The organism is Hoeflea sp. AS60, from assembly GCF_038900115.1.
In the GTDB taxonomy this organism is placed as follows: Bacteria; Pseudomonadota; Alphaproteobacteria; order Rhizobiales; family Rhizobiaceae; genus Hoeflea.
Genome location: NZ_JBBMQP010000001.1, coordinates 1,447,372 through 1,472,704, shown reverse-complemented (window position 1 = coordinate 1,472,704; position 25,333 = coordinate 1,447,372). Strand labels below are relative to the sequence as shown.

Below are 25,333 nucleotides of genomic sequence, written 5' to 3'. Positions count from 1 at the left end.
AACTCATGCGCGCTGCGTGACTGGTCGTCTGCCGTAGAGGTAGGAGAAGGCCCGCGCGATGTCATCGCCGATCCCGACGAGCGCCGGCACGAGGAAGAGCACCAACAGCGTGGTCATGGCGAGACCGAAGACAATCGTGATCGCCATCGGCAGCAGGAACTGTGCCTGCAGGCTGGTCTCGTAGAGCAAGGGCAACAGTCCGCCGATTGTCGTCAGCGAGGTCAGCAGCACGGCACGCAAGCGGTCGCGGCTTGCGCCGACGGCGGCCTCGGCAAGGCTGTCGCCTTCGGTACGGCGCTCCTCCAGCCGGGCCACCAGAATGATGGAATCATTGACGAGGATGCCGGCCAGACCAAGCAGGCCGATGAAGGACAGGATCGTCAGCTGATAGCCAAGCACCCAGTGGCCGAAGATCGCGCCGACAATGCCGAACGGAATGATCAGCAGCACCGCGATCGGCCGCCAGTAGCTGGCAAACACCCAGGCAAGAATGATGTAGATAACGCTCAGCGCCACGGCGACACCAAGCTGCAGATCTGCAAAGGCGTTTTCCTGCTCCTCGGAACGTCCGCCAAAGGAGTAACTCACACCGTGGCGGGCTGCGATAAGATCCAGGTCGCCACTGTTTGTCAGTTGCTCGACCACAGCACCGGTGGTCGTGAGCCCTGTGTCGATGTCACCGGTGACAGAGATCGTGCTTTTTCCGTCGCGGCGCTGGATGGCTGAAAAACCCTGGCGCTCGGTCATGTCGACCACTTCCGACAACGGCACAAAGGTGCCGCCAGGGCTTCTGAGTTCAAAATCCCGCAGCGCCTGAGAACCGGGTGAAGCCGGCTTCTGAACCAGGCGAACCGTCACCTCGTCATCGCCACGCGGAAAGCGGAACGGAACCGATCCGTCAAACGCATTGCGGATCTGCCGGCCGACATCCTCAATCGAGAAACCGAGCGCTGCGCCATGCGGCGTCAATTGCATCACCAGTTCCGGCTTGCCCCAGGGCAGATTGTCATCCAGTCCGGTAATGCCGTTGACGCCTGACAACAGCGCCACAACATCGGCGGCAGCAGTCTTCAGCGCCGACACACGTTCGCCCTGCAACCGCACTTCGATGTCGCGTCCCGGTGGGCCACCGCGCGATTGTTCAACGGTAAAGCGGGTAACGCCAGCGATATCAGGGGCAGCCTTGCGCCAGGCATTGACAATATCTGTCGTGCGGACATCGCGCTCCTCTGACGTCGTGAGCTGCACCTTGATCCGGGCCGTGGCGCTGCCGCTGCGGCTCGATGCTCCGAAGGTCGTGAAAACCGCCTTGATGGAAGAAGGATCACTGCCAGAGAGAGCACCGTCGGCTTCACGCAGGGCCTCTTCATAAGCGGCAATTGCCTTGAGGGCCGTGTCTTCAGGCAGACCAGCATTGAAAATGACGGTACCGGAGATGTTTTCGGCTTCTGGCGAGGGAAAGAACACGAATTCGACACGACCGGATCGGGCCAGACCGATCGCCAGCACCAGAACCATCGCAATGGCAATTGACAGCGTCACATAACGCCAGTCCCAGGCCAGTTGCACCAGCCTGTTGAACGGGCCATCCCGGAACCAGTCAAAACCACTGTCGAATGCGCGGCGAAAACGACTTTCTCCAGCGTCCTCAGCGCGGTCGCCGGAACGGCTTTTTCGCCGGCGCAACACCAGCAAAACCCATTCCATCAACGTTGCCAGAGCCAGCGACAGCGTCACCACGATGGCCATTCTGCCAAGCTGCGGCAGGTCTGCAAACGCTCGGGCGGCGGCGCGCACGCCGCTGTCATCAGCGCCGAGTGCCAGATCGACAGCCAAACGTCCTGACAGGCCGGTGAGGAGCACCATCACCACGAGTGCTATCAGGAACTGGCGCCACCATGACCAGCCAGGTGCCTTGCGCCCGGCCAGCGAGTTGGCCAGATGCCCGGGCAGGATCAGGAAACATTCAAGCAGGCTTGCGACCAGCACCGCGATCACCACCATCGGCAGGACAGCCATCATCTGGCCGATGGTATCACCGATCAGCAGGATAGGCGCGAAGGCTGCGAGAGTCGTCGTCATTGCCGCCATCACGGGCGTGAACATCATGCCGACGCCGTTTTCCGCAGCCGTTTGCGGATCGTCACCCATTTGAAGCCGTGTGGCTGTGTGCTCGCCGACGACAATGGCGTCGTCGACGATAATACCGAGCATCATGATCAGCGAGAACAGCGACATCATGTTGATGGTCTGGCCGGAGGCGTACATGATCCCGATGGTGGCGAGCATCGCCACCGGAATGCCGGCCGCGACCCAGAAGGCAATGCGGGCATTGAGGAACAGAAACAGGATAGCCACGACTACCAGGAGACCGCCCAAACCGTTCTTCACCAACAGCCAGATCCGTGCCGACAGGGCATCGGAGGCGACTTCATAGGTGGCTATCTGGATGCCGGGGGGCAGTTTGGGCGTGATCTCGTCGACATAGGCCGACAGGATCGAAGCGGTCTTGAGGGTGTCGGCGGTGGGGGCTCGCCGGACATCGAGTTCAATGGCGGGCGAACCGCTGGCGAGGCCTCGCGTGTCATCCGGATCGAAGCCGTCGGTGATCTTTGCAATATCACCGAGCAGCACCTTTTCGCCCCCGGTGAAGGATTTCACCTCAACATCAGCAAGTTTCCGCGCGCCTTGCGCGTCGGCCAGGGTTCGCAACTGACGATCAACTGCTCCCTCAACCGTTCCTGACGGCAGGTCGCGGCTATTAGCGGCAATCACCGTGGAGACGTCGGAAATCTTCATCCCGAGGCGGCGGAGTTCGATCTCGGGAACCTCGACACGGGTTTCCGCGCCGCGCAGACCTGTAAAGTTGATCTTGTCGATACCGCGGTCGATGAGATCGTCGCGCATGCGCTTGGCCCAGGCGCGTTTGACCACTTCATCGGCACTGCCAAACACTGCGAGCTTGGCAACGGTATCGAAAAAGACCGATCTGGATATGGTCGGCTCTTCGGTATCCTCAGGCAGGTTACCAACCGCTTTGACCGCGGTTTCGACATCGGTCATGGCCTGGCTCATGTCGGTGCCGTCAACAAACTCGAGCCGCACTGTGGCCGAGCCCTCGGCTGCCGTAGATGACATGCGGTCGACGCCCGAGATGTAGCGGACTTCAGGCTCTATCAGTGCCAGTACGTTGGTTTCCACGTCCTCTGCGCTCGCCCCGGACCAGGCAACACCTATGCTGATGGTAGGTCGGTCGATGGTTGGAAAGAACTGAGTGTTGATCCGGGCAATCGAAAAGGCGCCGAACAAGATCATCAGCACCATCAGAAGATTGGCGGCGTTGGGGTGTCGAATGAATGTGCTGACCAGGCCGCGGTTTGCAAACATGCCTTGTCCCTGCGCGTCACCGCCGCTCATTCACCGGCATCCGGTTTTGGGTTGGGTGCCGGAGAGGTTTCAGACGGTGTCGCTTCGCCAGACGGTTCACGGACACTGACGCCCTCGGAAGCCTCGGTCAGGCGTGTGACAAGCACGGTTTCGCCGTCCGTCAGATCACCCTCCAGAATGGCATCCTCGCCGTCCCAGGCAATCAGGCGTACGTCGCGCCGCTCGAGTTTGCCATCAATCACCAGGAAGACGTGATCGGAATTGCGCACCGCAGTCTCCGGCAGCCGGAAGGTTCGCGGCCAGATGCGGTCCGGCACGGTGAGCGAGACAAAGGCGCCGGGGCGCAATTGCACCGGATTGTCAGCCTCGCCGATGCGGGCGAACACTTCGACGCCGCCGCGCTCGGCGGTGACACGCGCACCAATCCGGTCGATGATCGCAGGCCAGGTGTAGGCAGTGCCGCCAACCGTCCAGTTCAACTCAACCTTGCGGCCAACCAGAGGGTCGGAGTCCGTCGCCATCCGGCCATACTGGGCATTGGTCAGGGTGAATTTCACGTCAAGCGCAGTGTCGTCATAGATCGAAGCCACCACCTCGTTGGCGTTGACCGAGCGGCCGGTCTCCACTGTTTCGTCGGAAATGATCCCGTCAAACGGAGCGACGAGCGCTGTGTCTTCAAGTGTGCGCTGCGCCTCACGGACTTTCCATTCCAGCCGTTCGGCGTTCGCCTCCTGCTGAGTGCGCTGGGCTTCGGCGATCAGAATGTTGTTGCGGCGCTGGCTTGATGCCTGCTCGCGCTGGGACAGGATCAGTCGCCTTGCATCGACCTCCTTGTCGGTCAGTGCACCGGTTTCAACGAGCGACAGGGCTCGTTCCAGGTCGGATCGGCCGAGTTCAAGCTGGGAATCCGCTGCTTCAAGCTGCTCGCGCTCGGAGGCAAGCCGCGCATCGATCTCGGCAATCGCCGCACGGGTTGAGGCGAGGTTGGCGCGGGCTTCGACCAGCGCTCCTTCATAGGCAAAAGGATCGACACGCAGCAGTACCGTGCCTTGGGCCACACGCCGACCGGCGACAAGGTCGGGATGGATTTCGACAACGTCGCCGCTCACCGCCGCGCGCAAATCGACATTGCGGCCGGTGTCGACCTGACCGTAGAGCCGGATATCGGGCCGGTTATCAGCGCGTTCAGCCTTGGTCGTCTCGACGGTGTAGACCAATGGTGTAAATGGCCTTGGCGAACGTTCCTTCTTTGAGGCCGCCAAGCGCTCCATCGCCACCCAGGCACCAGCAAGCACCAGTGCCATCAGTGCGATCTGCACCAATGGCCGCACAAAACCCCGGCGCTTCGGCGCAGCTGCTGCGCCATTGAGGTCCGTCGGCAGGTCCAAGCGATTATCGGCCTTGTCGAGCATCAAGTTACTCCGTTGAAGATAAACAGGTAACGCAATGACGGCGCATGGCAAATTAAAGTTTGGTCATGTTCCTGCCGACTGCCTGTCAGCCGCGGATTTCAGCGGGATCGAAACGATAGGCGGTCGAACAGAACTCGCACTGCACGGTGATCACGCCGTCTTCGACGCTTTCGTTGAGCTCTTCTTCCGAGAAGCCGCCCAGAACCTCGCCCAGCCGTTCCCGCGAACAGCTGCACTTGTCGAACACCGGCACGGGTGGGTAAACCTTCGCTCCACGTTCATGAAACAGCCGGTAGAGAAGGCGCTCGGCGCCGACTTCGGGATCGGTCAGTTCGCCGGGCTGAACCGTGCTGACCAGTATCTTGGCCTCCGCCCAGCTGTCATCCTCATCATGGACAATGCCTTCAACACCTTCCGGCACATCGCCGCCCGGAAGGTCCGGGACGCGCATCCGGTCCAGCGCCTGAGGCAGAAACTGGACAACAATCCCGCCCGCACGCCAGCTATGGCGCGGCTTGCCTTCGTCGTCGCGGTCGATGAGTTCTGCTACGGCCAGGCGAACGATGGTCGGGATCTGCTCGGACTGGCGGAAATAGGTTTCGGCCATCTCCTCAAGCGTCTCGCCCTTCATCTCGACGATGCCCTGATAGCGCTGCATGTAGGCGCCCTGATCAATGGTAAAAGCCAGGATGCCGTTGCCCAGCAGTTCGGCGGGCTTCGTCGCGCCAGCAGCCTCGGCTGCGGCAAGGCGCTCCTCGTCGAAACGGGCATAGGCGCGCAGGTTCCCAGGCGTGGTGAAATCCGCGACAACCAGATCAACCGGACCGTCGCCCTTTGTCTGGACGATCAGCTTGCCTTCAAACTTGAGCGAGGTGCCAAGCAGCACTGTCAGCGCTATGGCTTCGGCCAGCAGGCGCGCGACCGGCTCCGGATAGGAATGCCGGGCAAGGATCGCATCGATCATCGGACCGAGCTGTACGGTGCGGCCACGCACGTCGAGGCCATCCACCTCAAACGGCAGAACGCGGTCATCTCCGGCGAAAACAGGTTCACCGTGGGTCTGGATTTCGGTTTCCATCATCAATTCCGATTGTTCTTCGTGACAGAACCTGGCCAATCGATGAGGGCTGGTCCGGGTTCACATTTCAAACGGGCATATAGGTACTGATAGTGGCGAACGCCAGAGGTGTTACAAAACGCCCATGCACCAGCGCATGATCGCCTTTTGTGCATGCAGGCGGTTCTCGGCTTCGTCAAACACCACCGATTGCGGCCCGTCCATCACGCCGTCGGTGACTTCCTCGCCGCGGTGCGCGGGAAGGCAGTGCATGAAGAGGGCATCCGGGTTGGCTTTCGCCATCAGTGCTTCATTGACCTGATAAGGCACGAAGACATTGTGACCGCGGGCCTTGTGCTCCTGGTTCATTGAGACCCAAGTGTCGGTAATCACACAGTCCGCGCCCTTGATGGCCTGATCCGGATCGGCGCTGATGTCGATCTCGGCTCCCTGCTTGCGCGCCCATTCGACGAATTTCGCGTCGGGCTCCGAGCCTGAAGGCGTTGCGATCTGCATGCGGTAGCCGAATTGGCCCGCACCTTCGATGAGCGAGTGCAGAACATTGTTGCCATCACCGGTCCAGGCCAGCGTCTTGCCCTTGATCGGCCCGCGATGTTCCTCAAACGTGAGGATATCGGCCATGATCTGACAGGGATGTGTGTCATCTGTAAGGGCGTTGATGACTGGCACAGTCGCATGCTCGGCGAGCTCAAGCATGCGGGTATGATCCAGAGTCCGGATCATGATCATGTCGACATAGCGCGACAGAACCTTTGCCGTATCGGCAATGGTTTCGGCACGGCCCAGCTGCATTTCGGTGCCCGACAGGAACAGGGTCTCGCCACCAAGCTGTCGCATGCCAACGTCAAAGGACACGCGCGTACGGGTCGAGGGTTTTTCGAATATCATCGCCAGCATCTTGCCTGCGAGCGGTCGGTCGGCGTCGATCGCTGTCTTGGCCGATCGCGCGCCATCGATGATCTTGCGCAAGTCGTCCGCCCCGACAGCGGACAGGTCGAGAAAATGGCTCGTTCCGACGGATTTGGTCTTTGTCATGGATTCCAGTCCGTTTAGTTGGCTGAGCTGCTGCGGGACAGCATATCGAGCGCGCCCTCGATTTTCGATAGCGCTTCGCGGGCTTCTTCGGCAGTCACGGTCAGGGGCGGCAGCAGCCGCACGACATTGTCACCAGCCGGAACCGCCAGGATATGCTCGTTGCGCATCGCCATCACCAGATCGGTATTGGATTTTGCGCATTTGATGCCGAGCATCAGGCCAGAGCCACGGACATCGGCAATCAGATCCGGATAGCGGTCCTTAAGCGATGCCAGGCCCTGGCGCATCACCAGCGCCACATCGTTGACGTGGGTAAGGAACCCCTCTTCGAGAATGACATCAAGCACGGCATTGCCGACAGCCATTGCAAGCGGGTTTCCCCCATAAGTGGTGCCGTGGGTGCCCGCAGTCATGCCGTCAGCGGCATTGGCGGTCGCCAGGCAAGCGCCAAAGGGGAAGCCGCCGCCTATTCCCTTTGCAACAGCCATGATGTCAGGCTCGATACCGGCCCACTCATGGGCAAACAGTCTGCCAGTACGGCCAACACCGGTTTGGACCTCATCCAGGATCAACAGCAGCCCGTGCTCATCGCACAAGTCACGTAGACCGCGCATGCATTCGACCGGCAGAGGGCGAATACCGCCTTCACCCTGGATGGGCTCTACCAGAATTGCCGCGGTGTTTTCATTGATCGCCGCTTTCAAGGCTTCATGGTCGCCAAAAGGCACCTGGTCAAAGCCCGCAGTCTTCGGACCAAAGCCCTCAAGGTATTTTGCCTGGCCGCCAGCGGCGATGGTCGCGAGGGTCCGTCCGTGAAAAGCGCCTTCAACGGTAATGATACCGTACCGCTCCGGCTGGCCGTTGACATAGAAATGACGCCGCGCCGTCTTGATGGCGCATTCAAGCGCTTCAGCACCGGAATTGGTGAAAAACACCTTGTCGGCAAATGTCACCTCAGTGAGGCGCCGCGCCATGCGGGACTGGTCCGGAATTTCAAAAAGGTTCGAGAGATGCCACACGCGGTCGGCCTGGGCTTTGAGCGCCTCGACCAGATGCGGGTGGGCGTGGCCAAGAGAATTGACCGCGATGCCGGCAGCAAAATCGAGATAGCGCTCGCCCTCAGGGGTTTCCAGCCACACACCATTTCCACGTTCGAACACGATCGGAACACGGTTATATGTATCATAAAGCGGCTTGGCATCGGCCATGGCGCTTTTCTCCCCACTTGAGAACGGACAACAGTACATTGCCCTTGCCTTGCGAACGCCGCAGCGACCCGCACGACAGGACATGCCGAAAAACCAAAATGCCGCCCATTCCGGGGCGGCCCGGTCACTATTTACATTTAGGTCTTGCGTGTCAATGAGACACAGCGCCCACACGCCCCAAGCGGATTTCGAACACTTCCAGAGGGCGGTTTTTCGATGCGATCGGCGACACGGACCCACTTAAGGGTGAGATTTCATATTGGCCGCGTAAGTTGGGGAAAACCGCAAAAAGGAATCAGCATGATTCGGCTGACTCTTGTCACGGAGTCCGCCGACCACTAAGTTGAGCCCATGAAGTAGAGGTTCGCGGCGGACACTATTCACCTCATTGTAACCGAGTGTTCAAGCTCCGGTCGTCCGGGGCGACGTTGAGGGATTCTGACATCCCGAAAGACGGGATACAGGGAGAGCATTGCATGAACTGGACTGATGAACGGGTCGAAAGACTCAAGAAACTCTGGGCGGACGGGCTCAGCGCTAGCCAGATCGCAGCACAACTGGGCGGCGTGAGCCGCAACGCTGTGATCGGCAAGGTGCACCGGCTCAATCTTCCTGGCCGCGCCAAGAGCGGCGGACAGGCATCTGTGCGCACCAAGCGTACAACTGCGGCGCCCCGCGCTCCAAATTACGCAGGCCGGACCGCAACGCAGGCAACCCGCACTGTTAGCCGCTCAAGCGGTGGAGCCCAGCTCAAGGAAGACCTGGACTTTGTCGCGACTGAAGAAATTGACGTCCGTCCGATGGACGACGTGGTCGTGCCGATTTCGCGCAGGCTTTCTCTGATTGAGCTTTCGGAACGGACCTGCAAATGGCCGGTCGGCGATCCGTTGCAGGAGGGATTCCACTTCTGCGGCAATGATTCAGGCGATGCCTCGCCATATTGCGGCTATCACGCCAAGATGGCTTTCCAGCCATCAAGCGAGCGCAAGCGCGCCCGCTGAATACCATCTTGTAAAGACTGCCAGAGCCCGGGTTGATCGCCCGGGCTCCTTGTTTTTGTGATGGTCGCAGATGTCAGCGTGCGTTTTTCTGATATATTCTCTCATGAAACGAAATCAGAGCGCACATTGGGAGCGCCGCCGGGCTTTCCATAGCTCTTGCTTGCCAGCAGTCCCTGCAGCGAAAGGACCAACCGATGCGCCACCTTGTCATTGCTCTTGCTGCCTTACTCGCGGCCACCCTGTCTGCTGCAGCATCTTCGGATGACGCATGGGCCGAATTCGCCGAGACCGTTCGCACAGAGTGTCTCAAAGCCGCTGAGCCGATGCTGGAGGCTGCGGCGGCTGTGGTTGATCCATTCGGATCCGAGAGCTTTGGTCTTGCAGTGTTGAGCGGCAAAGCCAAGGGTGCCGATGCCACGGTCAGCTACATCTGCATCATGGACAAGCAGACTGGCATCGTCGAGCTTGGCAGTGAATTGACGTCGGATGTCTTGAAAGTCACCATACCCTAAGTCTGCAAAAAGCAGGTGCACCAGCCGTGTGGCTTGAAACCGGCGAGGCAGGAGCGCCGGCTCACGACTGCATAGCGCCGCACCTTCGTCTGGAGGCGCGACGCCGCAGAAAGTGGTATTGGCAGGCGTCAGCTTTCGATCGAATAGCCGGCACCGCGCACTGTGCGGATGGTGTCACGCATGCCGGAAAGATTGACCGCCTTGCGCAACCTGCCGACATGTACATCGACCGTGCGCTCGTCGACATAGACGTCGTGGCCCCAGACGCCATCGAGCAGTTGCGCGCGGGAATAGACCCTGCCCGGCGAGCTCATCAGATATTCGAGCAGTCGGAATTCCGTCGGTCCAAGCTTGATGTCGCGGCCCCGACGCTTCACGCGATGGGTTTCACGGTCGAGCTCGATATCGCCAACCTTGAGCAGGCTGGAAATCGTTTCCGGCCGCGCGCGGCGCAGCATGGCCCTTACACGCGCCAGCAGTTCGGGCGTGGAGAACGGCTTGACGACGAAATCATCCGCGCCGGTTGCCAGTCCGCGAACCCGTTCGCTCTCCTCGCCACGCGCCGTCAGCATGATGATAGGCAGGCGCTCGGTTTCAGGCCGAGCGCGCAAGCGGCGGCACAATTCGATTCCTGAAATGCCCGGCAGCATCCAGTCGAGGATCAGAAGATCCGGGACGCGCTCCTGCAGCCGGATCTCGGCCTCGTCACCGCGAAGAACGGTGTCAACATCGTAGCCTTCAGCTTCCAGGTTGTAGCGAAGCAACACCGAGAGTGCCTCTTCGTCTTCAACCACAGTAATACGGGGGCTCATTGCCATTGTGCATGCACTCCGTGATGCGGTCAGTCTGCGCCCGGGGCGGGCGCGACCATGCTGGCTGTCTCGTCGTCCTTGGGACGATCCGCTGCCAGCTGTTCTCCGGTGGCGACGTAATAGACGGTCTCGGCGATATTGGTGGCGTGATCACCAATGCGCTCGATGTTCTTTGCGCAGAACAGCAGGTGCGTGCAGGCAGTGATGTTGCGTGGATCTTCCATCATGTAGGTCAGCAATTCGCGGAACAGCGAGGTGTAGATCGCATCGATCTCCTCATCGCGTTCGCGGATCGAATTGGCGAGGCCCGGCGAGCGGGTGGCGAATGCATCCAGAACTTCCTTGAGCTGGGTCAGGGCCAGTTCAGCCAGATGCTCCAGCCCACGAACCAGCTTGCGGGGCTGCGCCATGGTGTGAACTGCGATCACCCGCTTGGCGATGTTCTTTCCCAGGTCGCCGACGCGCTCGAGATCGGAAGCAATTCGGATCGAACCGATGATCTCACGCAGATCCGACGCCATCGGCTGGCGCTTGGCGATCACCAGAACCGCCTTGTCGTAGATCTCGCGCTCGCCGTTGTCGAGCAGCAGGTCCTCGGAGATAACACGTTGGGCAGAGGCCGTGTCGGCGTTGACCAGGGCAGCAACGGCATCGGCGACCATGCGCTCGGCTATGCCACCCATTTCCGACAGGCGGCGCGTCAGGAAACGGAGCTCATCATCATAAGAGGTGACTGTGTGTGCTTCGGGCATGGTTTGATCCTTCAATCCTGTAATCATTATGCGAAAGGCGGTCGCATTAGCCGAAGCGGCCGGTGATGTAGTCCTGGGTCAGCTTGGTATCCGGATTGGTGAACATCTTGTCTGTTGCACCGACCTCCACGAGATTGCCCAAATGGAACATGGCCGTACGTTGCGAGACACGGGCAGCCTGCTGCATCGAGTGGGTGACGATGACGATGGTGTAGTTGACGCGGAGTTCGTCGATCAGTTCCTCGACCTTCGCTGTCGCAATCGGGTCAAGTGCCGAGCACGGTTCATCCATCAAGATGACTTCAGGGCTGACCGCGATGGCGCGAGCAATGCAAAGCCGCTGCTGCTGTCCCCCGGAAAGACCTGTTCCCGGCTCTTGCAGGCGATCCTTGACCTCGTTGAACAGGCCGGCCTTGATCAGGGAGCGTTCGACAACTTCATCCATCTCTGCGCGCGTTGAAACCTGACCGTGAATGCGGGGGCCGTAAACGACATTTTCATAGATCGATTTGGGAAACGGATTTGGCTTCTGAAACACCATGCCGACCCGCGCGCGCAGCTCCACGACATCGATCATCGGCGCGTAGATGTTCTCGCCCTCGAGCGTGATCTCGCCCTTGACCCGGCAGACATCGATGGTGTCGTTCATCCGGTTGAGGCAGCGCAGGAACGTCGACTTGCCGCAGCCTGACGGACCGATCAGCGCCGTCACGCTGTTCTTGCGGACATCCAGATTGACATCAAACAGCGCCTGCTTTTCGCCGTAGAATACGCTGACATCGGTACCGCGCATCTTGATTGCGGACTCCTCGATCGCTGCGTCGACCGCTTTTTCAGTAGCCGCTTCAGTCATGATGTTCATCTCCGTCTTCCCTTCAACAATGTCAGTATACTCAGGGCTTGATTGTTTCAAATGCAACAGTCGTGTTCTACCAGCGGCGCTCGAAGCGGCGGCGCAGCAGGATGGCAATGGCGTTCATGATGACCAGAAAGATCAGCAGCACGATAATCGCACCCGATGCACGCTCGACAAAGGCCGGATCGCCACGCTGGGTCCAGTTGTAAACCTGAACCGGCAGAGCGGAGGCAGGATCAAAGAACCCTTCCGGCGGCGCGCCGGGATATTCGCGAACGAAGGCAACCATGCCGATCAGCAGCAGAGGTGCTGTTTCACCCAGCGCCTGGGCCAGGCCGATAATCGTGCCAGTGAGAATTCCGGGTGCTGCGAGCGGCAGGATATGATGGAAAATCGCCTGCATCTTGGAAGCACCTATACCGAGCGCCGCATCGTTGATTGATGGCGGAACCGCCTTCAGCGCCGCACGTGTCGCGATGATAATTGTCGGCAATGTCATCAGCGTCAGTACAAGCCCACCAACAACAGGCGCAGACTGCGGCAGACCGACGAAATTGATGAAAATTGCCAGACCAAGGATACCAAACACGATGGATGGAACTGCGGCGAGGTTGGCGATGTTGACCTCGATAAGGTCGGTCCAGCGGTTTTGCGGCGCGAACTCTTCGAGGTAAATCGATGCTGCGACGCCGATCGGCAACGCCAGCACGAGCACGATCAGCATCATGTAGGCCGAGCCCAAGATGGCAACGCCGAGACCGGCAGCTTCCGGACGCGTGTCAGAGGCATCGGGAGCCGTAAAGAAGCCCCAGTTGAACCTCTGTTCGAGGATACCGGCCTGCTTGAGCTTGTCGGCAAGCACCAGTTGTCCGGGCGTGACGTTGCTGTCCAGCTCGGCAGACGCCATCGTCACGCGGCCCTTGTAATATCCGTCAATGCGACCGCCAGCGAGAAGATCAAACGAGACCGTCTTTCCGATCTGGTCCGGGTTTGCCAGAATGAAACGACGCAGTTCCCCCGGTGCTTCCTTCGATATCAGCTCGAACGCGGCATTGGCGTTTACGCCTTCCACGGCAATGCCGTTTTCGGTCATCTTGGTTTGCATCGCGGCCTTGATGAGCGGCTGCAATGTGAAGGTTGTGATCTTCGCAACATCCTCTGGATCCCGGTTGCCGTTCTTGTCCAGCTTCGCGGCATCGAGATTTACGTCGAGCGTGATGAAGGTCTGGTGAAACGACGACAGGCCATTTGAAAGTATGGAGGTCATCAGACCGGCCAATGCAAGGATACTGAAGACAACGGCTGCAAGGCCCATCAGACGGAAACGCCGCTCGGATGCGTGACGCTTGCGGGTGCGCTCACCGACTTCAAAGAGCGATCTGCCTTTCAACTGTTCGGTTGCAGTGGCGGTATCGGCGGTGATTTCGGTCATTCGTACTGCTCCCGATATTTGCGCACGACATAGAGCGCCAGAATGTTCAGGCAGAGGGTGAAAACAAAGAGCGTCAAACCAAGAGCAAATGCCACCAGGGTTTCCGGGCTGGCAAACTCAGTATCCCCGGTCAACTGGCTGACGATTTTCACGGTGATCGTGGTCATGGCTTCGAACGGGTTGAGATCAAGGCGCGCGGCAGCGCCGGCACCCATAACAACGATCATGGTTTCGCCAATGGCGCGGCTGGCTGCGAGAAGGAAGGCGCCGACAATTCCCGGCAGGGCCGCAGGCAGGATCACCTGCTTGATGGTTTCCGATTTTGTCGCCCCCAGACCATAGGAGCCGTCGCGCAGGGCCTGCGGCACGGCATTGATGATGTCATCCGAAAGCGATGAGATAAACGGGATCAGCATGATGCCCATGACCAGGCCTGCCGTCATCACCGAGGAGGAAGAGCTCCCCAAGCCAAGCGGCTGAGCTATCCAGTCGCGCAGGAACGGGCCAACGGTAATCAGGGCAAAAAGGCCGTAAACGATGGTCGGGATACCGGCGAGAACCTCGATGGCAGGCTTGGCGAAACTGCGCAGCGTGCTGCCGGCATATTCGGCAAGGTAGATCGCGATCATCAGACCGAGCGGCACAGCCAGCGCCAATGCGACGACCGAAACGTACAGCGTACCCCAGAGCAGCGGCAGGAAGCCAAGATCAGATCCACCACGGAACTGCGGGTTCCAGGTGGTCGACAGGAAGAAATCAGCGGCCGGATACATCTTGAAGAACGAGACGGATTCGAACAGTAGCGAACCGACGATGCCAACCGTGGTCAGAATGGCAACCAGAGAAGACCCCATCAAAAGCGCGGTTACGAAGGTCTCACTGATATTGCGCGCACGCAATTGGGGCTGAATTCGCGCCCAAGCCCAGAATGCGAAGCCGAACGAAACCGCGAGTACCGCGATGTTGCGGAAGAATGAAGCAGTGAGTCCGATGCTGCGATACTCTTTCGCAGCCTGGAAAACGACGGGCGATACATCAGACCCGAGAGCCACACCAACCTCGGCGAGCCGCGCTCGGACATCGGTCACGTCGGCTTGCATGTCGACAAGACCATTCTCTGACACATCACCCTGGGCAATGAGCTGGTTCAACCCCTCGGCAATCCTGCGCACATCAACCATGACGAGGTTCCTGGCCCCTCCGTCCGGGATTGCGCTGTCAGGAATCTTTCCGGTGATGTTGTTCTCGAGCAGCACCGGCTGCAAAAAAAGCCATGCGCCCAGCAGGAGAAGCGCAGGCACAGCAGCAAACAAGGCAACCGACTGGCCATAATAGACCGGCAGGGAATGGAGTTTCACACCATCCCGCTCGGATGTCTTCAATGCGCGCTGCCGGCCTAGAAAATAGCCGACGGCAGCCAGCCCGAGCACGATGAGTACGATAACACTGGGAGTCATGTCACATTCGCCCTGATTGCGAGTGAGGGCGGCGCTGAGCGCGCCGCCCCTTTCTTGGCGTCTGACGGATCAGTTAAGCGGAGCCATAGGAGTATGGTTCTTGACCATTTCCTGGGTCTTGGCCAACTCAGGGTCAGAGACGAGACCATAGGCAGCCAGCGGGCCGTCAGGGCCAGCGATTTCATCAGAGACGAAGAACTCGATGTATTCCTGCAGGCCAGGAACAACACCAAGGTGGGCGTTCTTGACGTAGAAGTAGAGCGGACGCGAGACCGGATATTCACCCGAAGCAATCGCAGCCGTCGACGGAACGATGCCCGACATGGTGCCAACCTGGAGCTTGTCGGTGTTGTTTTCGTAGAACGAAAGACCGAAGACACCGATGGCATTCTTGTTGGCGTCGATGCGAGCCAGAGTTTCTGTGTAGTCGCCATCAATGTCGACCGAAACGCCATCGGTGCGCAGCGCGGTGCAGCCCTTGGCCTTTTCATCGCCAGCAGCCTTGAAGGCTTCTTCTGCGCCAGTTGCTTCGCAGCCAGCTTCAAGAACCTTTACGTCGAACACTTCGCGGGTGCCGTGCTTGGTGCCCGGAATGAACGCGAGGATGTCCTGAGCAGGCAGATCAGGATTCACGTCGGCCCATGTCTTGGCGGTGTTGGCGACAAGCTTGCCGTCCTTGACAACCTGTGCGGCGAGAGCGCCGTACCAGTCAGCCGGTGTGAAAGCGAACTTCGCGCCATTGATGTCTGATGCGAAGACGATGCCGTCGTAACCGATGCGGACTTCCTGGATTTCAGTCACGCCGTTCGTTGCGCAAAGGTCGATGTCGGACTGCTTGATGCGCGAAGACGAGTTGGCAATGTCGATTGTGTTTTCGCCAACACCTTCACAGAGCTTCTTGCGACCTGCACCCGAACCACCCGATTCAACAACAGGTGTCGGGAAGCTGAAGTTCTCGCCGAAGGCTTCGGCAACGATTGAGGCGTAAGGCAGAACAGTGGAGGAACCGGCCATCTGGATCTGGTCGCGAGCAACAGCGGTGCCAGCGAAGGCCGTGGAGGCCACAAGTGCGGCAGCGGCGAATTTGAGTGCGTTCATAAGAATCTCCCATCGTGGGTCAGGGTGGCGTGGCTCTTTTGCAGAGCCGCTTGTCAGCCATCTAAGGCTGGCCCTTTCTAGGCCTTTCGGGATTCCGTTTTATGACAGTTACATCACTCTTTTATGACATCTTATCTAGCTGTTTTTATTAGTATAATTCTTTGATAATCGTCTTTTTTGCAGACTCGGCGCGGCTGAATTTGACAGTGAAGGCAGATCCTTCGCCTGGCGTGGAGCGCACAACCAGCCGGGCCCTGTGCCGTGCAAGGATATGCTTGACGATCGCCAACCCCAGTCCTGTGCCCTTTTTGGCCCTGCTGGTCTCAACATCGACCCGATAGAATCGCTCGGTGAGACGGGGTACATGTTCCTTGGCTATCCCGGGACCGAAATCCTGCACAGTGACATCTGCGCCTTCCGCAACCGGATTGGTGACCGTGATCTGCACGCGCTTGCCTGCCTGACCGTATTTGCAGGCATTCTCGATCAGGTTCGAGAAGACCTGGATCAATTCATCTACGTCTCCGGCCACGACAACCGCCTCTTCCGGCAGGGCCACCTCAATCTCGACGCCGAGGTCGTTTGCCATCGGTTTCAGAGTGTCGACCACATGCATGATGGTGCGGCCGAGGTTGACCTCGCCTTCTGGCGCGACATGAGCCCTCATCTCAAGCCGCGACAGGGACAGAAGATCATCGATCAGGCGGGCCATGCGCTGCGCCTGTTCGAGCATGATGCTGAAAAACCGCGTGCGGGCGGCCTCATCATTTCGTGCTGGTCCCTGCATGGTTTCAATGAATCCCATGAGCGAGGCAAGCGGGGTTCTGAGTTCGTGGCTGGCATTGGCGACGAAATCGGTCCGCATCCGGTCCATGCGCCGCGCCTCGGTCAGATCACGGAAAGTCAGTACGTAAAGCCGCTTGCCGGGTTCGGACCTCGTCTTCACCGGGGCAACACGAACCTCGTGCCAGCGTTCAGACGGCACCCGCTCGCTATGCTCCACGCTTTCGGGCAGACCGCGCGCGACAACCCGCGCCACAAGATCGAGAATCGCGGGGGACCTTATGCGCGCCGACAATGATGCGCGCTCGGGGTAGTCCCCGACCAGCACTTTTGCTGCAGCGTTCTGGCGCACGACCAACGTTTCCTGGTCAAAAATGATCGTAGGCATGTCGAGAGCTTCAACAATGGCGAAATCAAGCGGCGGCGTTTTCTGAGCCTTTTTCTCGGCCCTCGACCGGGCAGCGGCCTTTCCGGTCGGCCACACCATCAAGCCTGACGCGAGAACACCATAGCCCAGGATCGCCTGCCAGGGCTGCAAACCCGCTGGTATCGAGGCGAGCGCGATCACGGAGCCGACAGCAAGGGCAGGCACATGTGACCCGAGCCGCGATGCCAGCCCGGTTCCAGAGTCCTCGCTATCTGGCGTATCCTGCGTGTTTTCGGCCATGTGCTTGTCCGCCCCGACAGTTCTCGATTTCAGATCCTGATACTTGTTTACCTGCGCAACTTGAAATCACAATGACGATGTGGCCTTTCATGCATGAAGCTGGCTGGTCCGGCGCGCAATTGAGTGAACAAGGGTCACACTGATGTCGAAATTTCGAACCGAAACGGACAGCTTCGGCGCCATTGACGTGCCTGCAGACAAATACTGGGGCGCGCAAGCTCAGCGCTCGCTCGGCAATTTTAAGATCGGTTGGGAAACTCAGCCGCTTTCCATCGTTCGGGCACTCGGCATCGTCAAGCGCGCCGCAGCGGAAACCAATATGGACTTGAAGCGGCTCGACCCGAAGACAGGCGCTGCCATCGTAGCCGCCGCGCAGGAAGTGATAGACGGCAAGCTCAACGAGCATTTTCCGCTTGTGGTCTGGCAGACAGGATCCGGAACCCAGTCTAACATGAACGCCAACGAGGTTGTCTCCAACCGGGCCATCGAGATGATGGGTGGCGAGATGGGATCAAAGAAACCGGTCCATCCCAACGACCACGTCAATATGAGCCAGTCATCCAACGACACCTATCCGACAGCGATGCACATCGCCTGTGCCGAGCAGATCGTTCACGAGCTGCTGCCGGCGTTGAAACACTTGCACAAGGCGCTCGACAAGAAGGCAAAACAGTTCTCCAAGATCATCAAGATCGGACGCACCCATACACAGGACGCCACGCCGCTGACGCTCGGCCAGGAGTTCGGTGGATACGCCGCACAGGTCGCGTCCTCGATCACGCGGATCGAAATGACGCTGCCGGGCCTGTATGAACTGGCGCAAGGCGGCACGGCAGTCGGCACCGGTCTGAATGCGCCGGTCGGCTTTGCCGAGAAGGTGGCAAAGCGCGTGGCCAAGATCACCAAGCTGCCGTTTGTCACCGCTCCCAATAAGTTCGAGGCGCTTGCGGCGCATGACGCGATGGTGTTTTCCCACGGAGCGATCAATGCTGCCGCTGCGGCGCTGTTCAAGATTGCCAATGACATACGCTTCCTCGGCTCGGGCCCAAGGTCCGGTCTCGGCGAACTGGCACTACCGGAGAACGAACCTGGATCCTCGATCATGCCGGGCAAGGTCAACCCGACACAATGCGAAGCGATGACACAGGTCTGCGTGCAGGTGTTTGGCAACAATGCGGCATTGACCTTCGCCGGCAGCCAGGGCCATTTCGAGCTCAATGTCTACAATCCGGTGATGGCCTACAATTTTCTTCAGTCGGTGCAGTTGCTGGCAGATGCATCGGTCTCGTTTACAGACAATTGCGTCTCCGGCATCAAGGCACGCGAGGACAACATCAAGGCGGCGCTCGACCGTTCCCTTATGCTCGTCACCGCGCTCGCGCCGACAATCGGCTACGACAACGCCGCAAAGATTGCCAAGGCCGCCCACATCAACGGCACGACACTTCGCGAAGAGGCCTTGAAAACCGGCCTCGTGACAGCCGCTGATTACGACCGTATTGTTCGTCCGGAAGATATGACCCATCCCGGTTGAACCATCCCGATCATGGGACGTTTTGTGCATGAACACAGGATCCAGAGGAACAGATGATGGACACCGATGAAACCAGCCGGGCTGTCGAGCTTGAAATCGACGGCAAGAAACGGGTCTTCGACATTGACGACCCGAAACTGCCCGACTGGGTCGATGACCATGCGTTCACTTCCGGGGACTACCCATACAAGAAAAAACTCAACAAGCACGAGTACAAAGACACGCTCGAGGCGCTGCAGATTGAACTGGTGAAAGTCCAGACCTGGCTTGGCGAGACCGGCAAACGTGTCATTTCGGTATTTGAAGGCCGCGACGCTGCCGGCAAGGGGGGCTCAATTGGCGCGACGCGCGCTTACATGAACCCACGTTCGGCCCGCATCGTGGCTTTGCCGAAGCCGACCGAGACCGAGCGTGGGCAGTGGTACTATCAGCGTTATGTGGATCACTTTCCGACATCGGGCGAGTTCGTGATGTTTGACAGATCCTGGTACAATCGCGCCGGTGTCGAGCCGGTGATGGGATTCTGTACGCCGGAACAGCATGCGCAATTTCTGGAAGAGACCCCGAATTTCGAGCGGATGCCGGTGAAGGCTGGCATTCACCTGTTCAAGTTCTGGCTCAATATCGGCCGCGAAATGCAGCTCGAACGGTTCCACGATCGCAGACACAGCAAGCTCAAGGCCTGGAAACTCTCCCCAATGGACATCGCCAGTCTGAACAAATGGGATGACTACACCCAGATGCGCGATCTGATGCTCAAAGAGACCCATACCGAGCACGCACCATGGACAGTCGTGCGCGCCAACGACAAGCGCCGCGCCCGGATCAATGTCATCCGCACTATCCTGAACGAACTTCCCTATGCCGGCAAGGACAAGGGCGCGATCGGCGACATTGACGACGACATCGTCGGCATGGGGGTTGAAGCGCTTCGCTCCTGACCTTCCCTTCATTGATGCCGCACTTCGTCAAAATGCCAAGATCGGTAGGCAGCCACAAAAAAAGCACCCGATTTTGACGTTTACGTCAAGGGAAGGCATTGCAACCCGCATCTTGGCATTCTAAATCTTGTACAGACCGGAATGAGGGAAGAGGAGCTGCAGCCAGTCCACGGCATGCGCCCGTATCCGGACATAAAAGGGAGTGAGACATCATGAACACGACTGCTGCCACAGACCGTATCTGGCTGGCATCTTACCCGCCAAACACCGCCGCAGAAATCGGACCGCTGGAACATTCTTCCGTTGCAGGCCTGATCGAGGATTCCTTCAAGCGGTACGCGGACCGTCCGGCCTACACCTGCATGGGCAAGACCATCACCTATTCGGACATGGAGCGCATGTCGTCGGCAATCGGCGCATGGCTGCAATCGCTGGGACTTGCGAAGGGCGACCGGGTCGCGGTGATGATGCCGAACATCCTGCAGATGCCGGTGGCTATGGCAGCGGTGCTGCGCGCCGGCTATACCGTCGTCAACGTCAATCCGCTCTACACGCCGCGCGAACTTGAACACCAGCTCAAGGATTCCGGCGCCAAGGCGATCATCATTCTCGAGAACTTCGCCATCACCTTGCAGCAGGTTGTCGCCAGAACCGCCGTCAAGCATATCTGCGTCGCTAGCATGGGCGACCTGATGGGGCTGAAGGGACATCTGGTCAACTTCGTTGTCCGCAAGGTCAAGAAACTGGTACCCGCATGGTCGCTGCCAGGCCACGTCAGCTTCAAGTCAGCGCTGTCGGCCGGTCAGGGCAAAACACTTAAGCCAGCCAACGTGAAACCTGATGACGTGGCGTTCCTGCAATACACCGGCGGAACAACAGGAGTATCGAAAGGCGCGACGCTCCTTAACTCGAACGTGCTTGCGAACGCGGCGCAAAACGATCTCTGGCTTCCGGCTGCTTTCATCAAGAAGCAGAAGCCCGAGGTTCTGGTCTATATCTGCGCACTGCCGCTCTATCACATCTTTGCATTGACGGTGAATGCGCTGATGGGCATGGCGCAAGGCGCGCACAACATCCTTATCCCCAACCCGCGCGACATCCCGAGCTTCGTGAAGGATATCAGCAAGCACGAGTTCCATGTCTTCCCGGGGCTCAACACGCTGTTCAATGCGCTGCTGAACAATGAAGACTTCCAGAAACTCAATTTCAAGCCGCTTCTGCTGTCGCTTGGCGGCGGCATGGCAGTGCAGCGTCCGGTGGCGGAGCGCTGGAAGGAACTGACCGGTTGCGTGATTTCGGAAGGCTACGGCCTGTCTGAAACATCGCCGGTGGCGACGGCCAACCGGTTTGATGCCGATGAATTCTCCGGCACGATCGGTTTGCCTCTGCCCTCGACCTTTATCGATATCCGCGACGAGGACGGCACATCGATGCCGATTGGTGAGGTTGGCGAGATCTGCATCAAGGGGCCGCAGGTGATGGCGGGCTACTGGAACCGTGATGACGAGACCGAAAAGGTGATGACCAGCGACGGCTACTTCCGGTCAGGCGACATGGGCTTCATGGATGAGGCGGGATACACCAAGATTGTCGACCGCAAGAAGGATATGATCCTGGTATCGGGCTTCAACGTCTATCCGAACGAGGTCGAGGAATTTGCTGTGTCGCATCCTGGTATCCTCGAAGCCGCGGCGGTCGCGGTCCCGGATGAGCATTCCGGCGAGGCGGTGAAGCTGTTCGTCGTCCGGACGGACCCAAATCTCACCGAGGCCGATGTCAAAGCCCATTGCGCAACGGGACTGACAAACTACAAGCGGCCCAAAATCGTCGTGTTCAAGGACGAACTGCCGAAGACCAATGTCGGCAAGATCCTGCGCCGCGAGCTGCGCGACTAGACATTTGATAGCCGATTTGAACCAGCGAGGCCCGCGAGAAACTTGATTTCCCGCGGGCCTCGCCGCATAGGTGGTCATCCCAACATGGAGGCCCATGCTTTGTCGAAGACCGTCCATCAGGCTTTGTCCGATCTCAAATCCCATCGAAACAGCGGCGCTGTAAGTAACCTTCGGGCAGCTTTCGCCGCCGATTCCGACCGTGCCCGCCAATATAGCGTGGGGCTTGACGATTTGCGGATGGATTTCTCCAAATGCGCCGTGAACGACGAGACGCTTGTGCTGCTTGCCGAACTGGCAAAGGCCGCAAATGTCGAGCCCCTGCGCGACATGATGTTTGACGGCGAGGCAATCAATACCACCGAGAATCGTGCGGTGCTGCACACCGCGCTCAGGGCATCTCCCGATTCAGACATCCGCGTCGATGGCGAGAACGTGGTGCCACAGGTCCACGCGGTGCTTGACGCAATGGGCGCGTTTTCAGATGGCCTGCGCGACGGGACAATTCGCGGCGCGACCGGCAAGGCTTTCACCGACGTGGTCAATATCGGCATCGGCGGCTCTGATCTGGGGCCGGTAATGGCGACACTGGCGCTTGCGCCCTACCATGACGGCCCGCGCGTGCACTTTGTCTCCAATGTCGACGGTGCGCACATCGCGGATACGCTTTCCGGCCTTGATCCGGAAACGACGCTGATCATCGTCGCGTCGAAGACTTTCACCACCATCGAGACCATGACCAACGCAGCAACGGCTCGCGAGTTCATCGTCTCTAAGCTCGGTGAAAGCGCTGTCGCGCAGCATTTCGCGGCGCTTTCGACGGCGCTCGACAAGGTGGCGAAGTTCGGTCTCGACGAGAGCCGCGTCTTCGGCTTCTGGGACTGGGTCGGCGGCCGCTATTCACTCTGGTCGGCGATCGGGCTGCCCTTGATGATCGCCATCGGAAAGAAGAACTTTGCCGACTTTCTAGCCGGCGCGCGGGCAATGGACACGCATTTCAAGAGCGCCCCAGTGGCCGAGAACCTGCCGATGCTGCTGGGGCTCCTCGGGACCTGGCACAGGCTTGTGTGCCTCTACCCCAGCCGTGCGATCATCCCCTATGAGCAGAGACTGTCACGGTTTCCTGCCTATCTGCAGCAGCTCGACATGGAATCAAACGGCAAGTCCGTCGATCTTGACGGCAAGCCGGTGGATACTGCGTCAGGTCCAATTGTCTGGGGCGAACCCGGAACCAATGGCCAGCATGCGTTCTTCCAATTGCTTCACCAGGGAACAGACGTCATTCCGGTCGAGTTCATGATCGCTGCCAACGGCCATGAGCCACAGCTCGCTCATCAGCACCAGTTGCTGATCGCCAATTGCCTGGCGCAGTCGGAGGCGCTGATGCGCGGGCGCACGACCGACGAAGCCCGTAACCAGCTGCTTTCCAGCGGAGCTTCAGAGGCTGAAGCTGACCGACTGGCGCCGCACAAGACGTTTCCCGGAAACCGGCCCTCGATTACCTTTGTCTATGACAAATTGACCCCGTTTGCGCTTGGCCGCTTGATCGCACTTTACGAGCACCGGGTGTTTGTCGAGGCTCAGATCTTCGGCATCAATGCGTTTGACCAGTGGGGTGTGGAGCTTGGCAAGGAACTGGCGACAGCGCTGTTGCCTGTGGTCAAGGGAGAAAGCAACGGCGAAAAAGGCCATGACAGCTCAACGCTGATGCTGGCACAGACAATTCGCAAGATGCGCGGACAAGGCTGACCAGCGCGGCTTAAAAGCCAATTTCGTTGGCCCAGGGAGGGTTGGCTCCCGGGCGCGAGACCGTAACAGCCGCGGCCTTGGCGCCAAGCTGAAGCGCATTGGCGATCGCGTCCGCCGACAGCGTCTTCATCGCTGTTTTGGTCAGCATATTATCCCGCTTCAATGACGCCAGAATTCCGGCGTTAAACGTATCCCCAGCCCCCACTGTATCGGCGACGGTGACGGATTGGCCATCAACCTCGACTATGTGCTGGCTGGAAAAGCCGATGGCGCCCTTTGCGCCGCGGGTGAAGACCACCAGGCTGGGTCCCTGCTTGAGCCACATATTTGCAGCACTTTGCATGTCGGCCATGCCGAACCATTCGAGATCCTCGTCCGACATTTTGACGATGTCGCTCATGGCGATCATCCGGTCGATCCGGGCGCGGTGTTTGGCTGTATCGGTGATGAATCCTGGCCGAATGTTGGGATCAAGCGAGATCACCCGCGATCCACATTCACGCCGCATCAGGCTTTCGTAAGTCGCGCCGCACGGATCCGGAATCAGGCTGATGGCACCAAAATGCAGTGCTTCAACCTCATCACCAAGCTCAGGCAAATGCGCTTCTGTTATCATGCGGCCGGCAGTGTTTTCATCAAAGAACGCGTAACTCGCCTGCCCGTTGACCAGCCGCACAAAGGCAAGCGTCGTTTGCAGATCAAGCGTCGCACAATAGCTGTGATCAACGCCGCTTGCGGTCAGGGCATCGCGGAGAATATCGCCGAACATGTCGCTCGACATTCCTGTAAAGAAGCCTGTTTCCACCCCAAGTCGACCCAGCGCCAGGGCGGTATTGAAGACCGAACCGCCGGCATAGGGCGAGAAGGCACCTTCTCCCGCGGTCGTTGTTCGCGGCAGCATGTCGATGAGCGCTTCGCCACAACAGATGATCATCGATTCACTCCCCTGACCGTCCCATTCAGCCTGTTGGTGTCACTGTCCCGGAAGTTCGGAAACACCACCATGTTTGCCCGACCATTCCAGCGGCGCATCGAGAAATGCTTTCACGGACGCCAGCGTCGCCTCATCGAAAGACTGCTTTTTCGTCGCTGCAGCCAGCACATCATGCCAGGTGGCAAGATAATGCAGCTCGACCTTTCCATTAGCGAAACGCTTTTCGGCGTCGCTGAAAATGCCATAGTAGAACAGCGCGATACCGTGATCGACGGTACATCCCGCCGCACGGATGGCTTCGATGAAGGTGAACATCGATCCACCAGCGGTGGTCAGGTCCTCAATTACGAGAACGCGCGAACCTTCCCGCAGCTCACCCTCGATCTGGGCGTTGCGGCCATGGCCCTTTGGCTTCTTGCGCACATAGATCATCGGCAGGCCGAGGCGTTCGGCGAGGAAGGCCGCGAAAGGAATGCCCGCTGTCTCGCCACCGGCAATGCAATCGAACTGCTCGAAACCCGCTTCAGACATGATCGTGGCGGCAGCGAAATCCATCACGGCGGAGCGGATGCGCGGATAGGAAATCAGCTTGCGGCAATCGATATAGACCGGGCTCATCATCCCGGACGCGAACTTGTAGGGCTCGGTGGCATTGAAATGCACCGCCTTGATTTCCAGAAGTTGATTGGCGACAATTTCGGCGATCTTCGCCTTGTCGGGGAACGTGTTGGAAAACATCGGCGTCGCCTCCAGGGTCAGGCCCGGTTATCCGGTCCAGCAAGGGTTTCGGCGA

General features: G+C 59.1%; 20 protein-coding genes. 6 read left to right on the top strand and 14 right to left on the bottom strand.

Going from position 1 to position 25,333, the window contains the following annotated elements; genetic code table 11:
• Nucleotides 1–3 precede the first annotated feature (3 nt).
• The 5 genes from WNZ14_RS06785 to WNZ14_RS06765 form a co-directional block, all read right to left on the bottom strand.
• Nucleotides 4–3,417, bottom strand: a complete 3,414-nt coding sequence (locus WNZ14_RS06785) for an efflux RND transporter permease subunit (RefSeq protein WP_342867816.1) — start codon at nt 3,415–3,417, stop codon at nt 4–6.
• Nucleotides 3,414–4,799 carry an efflux RND transporter periplasmic adaptor subunit gene (locus tag WNZ14_RS06780; RefSeq protein WP_342867815.1) on the bottom strand — a complete coding sequence of 462 codons (1,386 nt, stop codon included), beginning with the start codon at nt 4,797–4,799 and terminating at the stop codon, nt 3,414–3,416. The genes WNZ14_RS06785 and WNZ14_RS06780 overlap by 4 nt, the downstream gene beginning before the upstream one ends.
• Nucleotides 4,800–4,884: 85 nt before the next feature.
• The gene (locus tag WNZ14_RS06775; protein ID WP_342867814.1) at nt 4,885–5,877 is read right to left on the bottom strand and encodes an Hsp33 family molecular chaperone; all 993 of its coding nucleotides are present in this window, start codon (nt 5,875–5,877) and stop codon (nt 4,885–4,887) included.
• Between the two features lie 111 nt (nt 5,878–5,988).
• On the bottom strand, nt 5,989–6,912 hold the full coding sequence (gene argF, locus WNZ14_RS06770; protein ID WP_342867813.1) for an ornithine carbamoyltransferase: 924 nt from the start codon (nt 6,910–6,912) through the stop codon (nt 5,989–5,991).
• A gap of 14 nt (nt 6,913–6,926) precedes the next feature.
• Nucleotides 6,927–8,120, bottom strand: a complete 1,194-nt coding sequence (locus WNZ14_RS06765) for an aspartate aminotransferase family protein (RefSeq protein ID WP_342867812.1) — start codon at nt 8,118–8,120, stop codon at nt 6,927–6,929.
• 476 nt (nt 8,121–8,596) lie between these two features.
• On the opposite strand from WNZ14_RS06765, the gene WNZ14_RS06760 reads away from it, so the two are divergent.
• Nucleotides 8,597–9,121, top strand: a complete 525-nt coding sequence (locus WNZ14_RS06760; protein ID WP_342867811.1) for a GcrA family cell cycle regulator — start codon at nt 8,597–8,599, stop codon at nt 9,119–9,121.
• Between the two features lie 194 nt (nt 9,122–9,315).
• Nucleotides 9,316–9,633, top strand: coding sequence for a hypothetical protein (locus WNZ14_RS06755; RefSeq protein ID WP_342867810.1), 318 nt, complete (start codon nt 9,316–9,318; stop codon nt 9,631–9,633).
• A 128-nt stretch (nt 9,634–9,761) separates the two neighbouring features.
• On the opposite strand, the gene phoB is transcribed toward WNZ14_RS06755, so the two are convergent.
• The 7 genes from phoB to phoR all read right to left on the bottom strand — a co-directional run bounded on the left by phoB (nt 9,762) and on the right by phoR (nt 17,490).
• Nucleotides 9,762–10,445 carry a phosphate regulon transcriptional regulator PhoB gene (gene phoB, locus WNZ14_RS06750; RefSeq protein ID WP_342868532.1) on the bottom strand — a complete coding sequence of 228 codons (684 nt, stop codon included), beginning with the start codon at nt 10,443–10,445 and terminating at the stop codon, nt 9,762–9,764.
• Nucleotides 10,446–10,474: 29 nt separating this feature from the next.
• Nucleotides 10,475–11,197 (bottom strand): phosphate signaling complex protein PhoU, encoded by a 723-nt coding sequence (gene phoU / locus WNZ14_RS06745; RefSeq protein ID WP_342867809.1) that lies wholly within the window; start codon nt 11,195–11,197, stop codon nt 10,475–10,477.
• 46 nt (nt 11,198–11,243) lie between these two features.
• Nucleotides 11,244–12,059, bottom strand: a complete 816-nt coding sequence (gene pstB, locus WNZ14_RS06740; protein WP_342867808.1) for a phosphate ABC transporter ATP-binding protein PstB — start codon at nt 12,057–12,059, stop codon at nt 11,244–11,246.
• A 67-nt stretch (nt 12,060–12,126) separates the two neighbouring features.
• On the bottom strand, nt 12,127–13,485 hold the full coding sequence (gene pstA, locus WNZ14_RS06735; protein ID WP_342867807.1) for a phosphate ABC transporter permease PstA: 1,359 nt from the start codon (nt 13,483–13,485) through the stop codon (nt 12,127–12,129).
• The gene (gene pstC, locus WNZ14_RS06730) at nt 13,482–14,942 is read right to left on the bottom strand and encodes a phosphate ABC transporter permease subunit PstC (protein WP_342867806.1); all 1,461 of its coding nucleotides are present in this window, start codon (nt 14,940–14,942) and stop codon (nt 13,482–13,484) included. Before pstC ends, pstA begins: the two co-directional genes overlap by 4 nt.
• Before the next feature lie 69 nt (nt 14,943–15,011).
• The gene (locus WNZ14_RS06725) at nt 15,012–16,040 is read right to left on the bottom strand and encodes a substrate-binding domain-containing protein (RefSeq protein ID WP_342867805.1); all 1,029 of its coding nucleotides are present in this window, start codon (nt 16,038–16,040) and stop codon (nt 15,012–15,014) included.
• A 148-nt stretch (nt 16,041–16,188) separates the two neighbouring features.
• Nucleotides 16,189–17,490, bottom strand: coding sequence for a phosphate regulon sensor histidine kinase PhoR (phoR, locus tag WNZ14_RS06720; RefSeq protein ID WP_342867804.1), 1,302 nt, complete (start codon nt 17,488–17,490; stop codon nt 16,189–16,191).
• A 142-nt stretch (nt 17,491–17,632) separates the two neighbouring features.
• On the opposite strand from phoR, the gene fumC reads away from it, so the two are divergent.
• The 4 genes from fumC (at nt 17,633) to pgi (ending at nt 23,606) form a co-directional block, all read left to right on the top strand.
• On the top strand, nt 17,633–19,024 hold the full coding sequence (gene fumC, locus WNZ14_RS06715; protein ID WP_342867803.1) for a class II fumarate hydratase: 1,392 nt from the start codon (nt 17,633–17,635) through the stop codon (nt 19,022–19,024).
• Nucleotides 19,025–19,080: 56 nt separating this feature from the next.
• On the top strand, nt 19,081–19,965 hold the full coding sequence (gene ppk2, locus WNZ14_RS06710) for a polyphosphate kinase 2 (protein WP_342867802.1): 885 nt from the start codon (nt 19,081–19,083) through the stop codon (nt 19,963–19,965).
• Nucleotides 19,966–20,177: 212 nt separating this feature from the next.
• Nucleotides 20,178–21,860 (top strand): long-chain fatty acid--CoA ligase, encoded by a 1,683-nt coding sequence (locus WNZ14_RS06705; RefSeq protein ID WP_342867801.1) that lies wholly within the window; start codon nt 20,178–20,180, stop codon nt 21,858–21,860.
• Nucleotides 21,861–21,959: 99 nt separating this feature from the next.
• Nucleotides 21,960–23,606 (top strand): glucose-6-phosphate isomerase, encoded by a 1,647-nt coding sequence (pgi, locus tag WNZ14_RS06700; RefSeq protein ID WP_342867800.1) that lies wholly within the window; start codon nt 21,960–21,962, stop codon nt 23,604–23,606.
• Nucleotides 23,607–23,616: 10 nt separating this feature from the next.
• On the opposite strand, the gene WNZ14_RS06695 is transcribed toward pgi, so the two are convergent.
• Nucleotides 23,617–24,540 (bottom strand): carbohydrate kinase, encoded by a 924-nt coding sequence (locus tag WNZ14_RS06695; RefSeq protein WP_342867799.1) that lies wholly within the window; start codon nt 24,538–24,540, stop codon nt 23,617–23,619.
• Between the two features lie 39 nt (nt 24,541–24,579).
• Nucleotides 24,580–25,278 carry an orotate phosphoribosyltransferase gene (locus tag WNZ14_RS06690; protein WP_342867798.1) on the bottom strand — a complete coding sequence of 233 codons (699 nt, stop codon included), beginning with the start codon at nt 25,276–25,278 and terminating at the stop codon, nt 24,580–24,582.
• Nucleotides 25,279–25,333: the final 55 nt, after the last annotated feature.

Coding starts and splice junctions, on each gene's coding strand:
- phoU (WP_342867809.1), bottom strand. CDS start 11,197: ATGCCCGAAGCACACACAGTCACCTCTTATGATGATGAGCTCCGTTTC.
- WNZ14_RS06725 (WP_342867805.1), bottom strand. CDS start 16,040: ATGAACGCACTCAAATTCGCCGCTGCCGCACTTGTGGCCTCCACGGCC.
- WNZ14_RS06695 (WP_342867799.1), bottom strand. CDS start 24,540: ATGATCATCTGTTGTGGCGAAGCGCTCATCGACATGCTGCCGCGAACA.
- fumC (WP_342867803.1), top strand. CDS start 17,633: ATGTCGAAATTTCGAACCGAAACGGACAGCTTCGGCGCCATTGACGTG.
- WNZ14_RS06765 (WP_342867812.1), bottom strand. CDS start 8,120: ATGGCCGATGCCAAGCCGCTTTATGATACATATAACCGTGTTCCGATC.
- phoR (WP_342867804.1), bottom strand. CDS start 17,490: ATGGCCGAAAACACGCAGGATACGCCAGATAGCGAGGACTCTGGAACC.
- pstB (WP_342867808.1), bottom strand. CDS start 12,059: ATGAACATCATGACTGAAGCGGCTACTGAAAAAGCGGTCGACGCAGCG.
- WNZ14_RS06705 (WP_342867801.1), top strand. CDS start 20,178: ATGAACACGACTGCTGCCACAGACCGTATCTGGCTGGCATCTTACCCG.
- WNZ14_RS06780 (WP_342867815.1), bottom strand. CDS start 4,799: ATGCTCGACAAGGCCGATAATCGCTTGGACCTGCCGACGGACCTCAAT.
- WNZ14_RS06755 (WP_342867810.1), top strand. CDS start 9,316: ATGCGCCACCTTGTCATTGCTCTTGCTGCCTTACTCGCGGCCACCCTG.
- WNZ14_RS06690 (WP_342867798.1), bottom strand. CDS start 25,278: ATGTTTTCCAACACGTTCCCCGACAAGGCGAAGATCGCCGAAATTGTC.
- WNZ14_RS06785 (WP_342867816.1), bottom strand. CDS start 3,417: ATGAGCGGCGGTGACGCGCAGGGACAAGGCATGTTTGCAAACCGCGGC.
- WNZ14_RS06775 (WP_342867814.1), bottom strand. CDS start 5,877: ATGGAAACCGAAATCCAGACCCACGGTGAACCTGTTTTCGCCGGAGAT.
- WNZ14_RS06760 (WP_342867811.1), top strand. CDS start 8,597: ATGAACTGGACTGATGAACGGGTCGAAAGACTCAAGAAACTCTGGGCG.
- argF (WP_342867813.1), bottom strand. CDS start 6,912: ATGACAAAGACCAAATCCGTCGGAACGAGCCATTTTCTCGACCTGTCC.
- ppk2 (WP_342867802.1), top strand. CDS start 19,081: ATGGACACCGATGAAACCAGCCGGGCTGTCGAGCTTGAAATCGACGGC.
- pstA (WP_342867807.1), bottom strand. CDS start 13,485: ATGACCGAAATCACCGCCGATACCGCCACTGCAACCGAACAGTTGAAA.
- pstC (WP_342867806.1), bottom strand. CDS start 14,942: ATGACTCCCAGTGTTATCGTACTCATCGTGCTCGGGCTGGCTGCCGTC.
- phoB (WP_342868532.1), bottom strand. CDS start 10,445: ATGAGCCCCCGTATTACTGTGGTTGAAGACGAAGAGGCACTCTCGGTG.